1 protein-coding gene is annotated in these 1,656 nt (G+C 42.2%); it reads right to left on the bottom strand.

What is annotated here, in order from left to right; genetic code table 11:
- Positions 1-1,656, bottom strand: a 1,656-nt coding sequence (locus HMPREF9193_RS11245) for a hypothetical protein (protein WP_021686389.1), incomplete at both ends; no start/stop codon positions are given.

The raw sequence follows: 1,656 nt of genomic DNA, 5'->3' as shown, positions 1-1,656 counted from the left end.
TATGCATACAAGGCATTTTGTATCGAGCGGTTTGTTTTTTCTTTTTGTTTTTCAGGAATGCTTTCATACAATGAGCTCAGCTCCTGTTCTATCGTTGCAACATTCGCTTGTGCTATGTATTTTTTGTGCACCAACTCCTGTAAAAACTGTTTCCTCTGTGATGAAACGCTTATATCGTATTCGGTTTTTGTGTTTCTTATGCGCTTTTCAAGTTCATCTTCTGCGCTACACAGTGTGTAAAAGCTCGTTTGATAGCCCATAACGGCATTTGTTTTTTTACCTTGCAGGCTATCACAGATGCTTTGGGCAAGCTGTGAAACCGGTATATCGCTTGCACTGTGTTTTTTTAAGTATAATAGGTGTAATAGAATGCGGTTAAACAGTGCTTCTTGCTCATCTGCTACCGGTAAGGTTTGTATGTACTCAATGTCCGCCGGTTTCGATAACAACGTTTTTAGATCCTCGGTATCGGTTCTGTTAAGCGCTGTCGGTATGCCCCTTTCTATATCAATCGTGCGTATGTCCGGTGCACTCATGCCGCTTTGTGCGGCAGCCTGTATGCTTTTTTCAAGTAGGATTCCTTTGTGCTGTGCCTGTGCTAATGCTTGTTGTGCTTTGTAGCTTTGTATTTTGTGTTCTGCTTCTTTTACCTCGATTATCTGTAAGTCATCACAGGCAAGTTTTCCCAAAGCTTTTCGGTAGCGCTCACGTGTTTCTTTTTTATCGACACCGGGGCAGGCAACATGGCTAATTGTGTGCACACCTAAATCTTGCAACGCTTGTTTTATGCGCTCTACGGTAGCGGTTTTGTCGTTTTGTGAGTGTGCATATACGTGTAACAGTGCATCTATATACAGGATATCCGAAGTTTCACTGAAAAATCCTGAACCGTCATACAGCAGTGCCCCCTCTTTTTCTTTTATCAGCTGCAAAGGCTGTACTACAGGCTGTGTAATGCTTCCTATTTCTTGGGTGTGTTCGCTCTCGTTTACTTTTACCCAATAGCCGTCTTTATTGTATGCTCCGTGCCAGCCTTTTTTTTCTACCGTGTCATTCGGATCGTAGCCTTTAGTCCAATTAAAACCCGATGTATCTTTGAGCGCGTTAAAGCTAAAGCGGGCTTTTTTTTTATCGTAGTGCTCGCTTACCGTGCCGTCCGTATAGGCGTAGATGGGGACTTTGTTTTCTCTTTTTATTTTTTCTGCTGCTTTTTGTGCCGCATCCCGTTTGTAAGATACCGGAAGATAATCTTCGTATACAAAGCCGTCTTGTTCCATCGCAAGTTTACTGATGCACGTAAAGCTTGAGGTAGTGCCCATGTATTCCCATAAGACTTTTTGGTAGCAGTAGGCTTTGACTATTTCTTTTATAAAACGGTTAAGGTTTTCTTGATTGACTGTGCCTTCACTACAGAATTCGGCATCTATATTGATGCATACGTTTTGTTCTTTGCGTATGCCGCTGTGTACTAAATGGTGAGCGCACAATTGTTGTGCTGCCGCTCGTAATCTGTCTTTCTTTTTTTTACTACTTTGATTTTTACTTATCGCATACGATTGCACTGCCTGTTCTATCTCTTGGGCTATAGCGCTGTATCTTCCCGGCTGTACATACCACAGATATCCTTTTATCAGCTGTACAGCGGTCATCGTTTTT

The organism is Treponema lecithinolyticum ATCC 700332, assembly GCA_000468055.1.
Taxonomy (GTDB): Bacteria; Spirochaetota; Spirochaetia; order Treponematales; family Treponemataceae; genus Treponema_C; species Treponema_C lecithinolyticum.
This window is presented reverse-complemented; position numbering and strand designations above follow the sequence as displayed.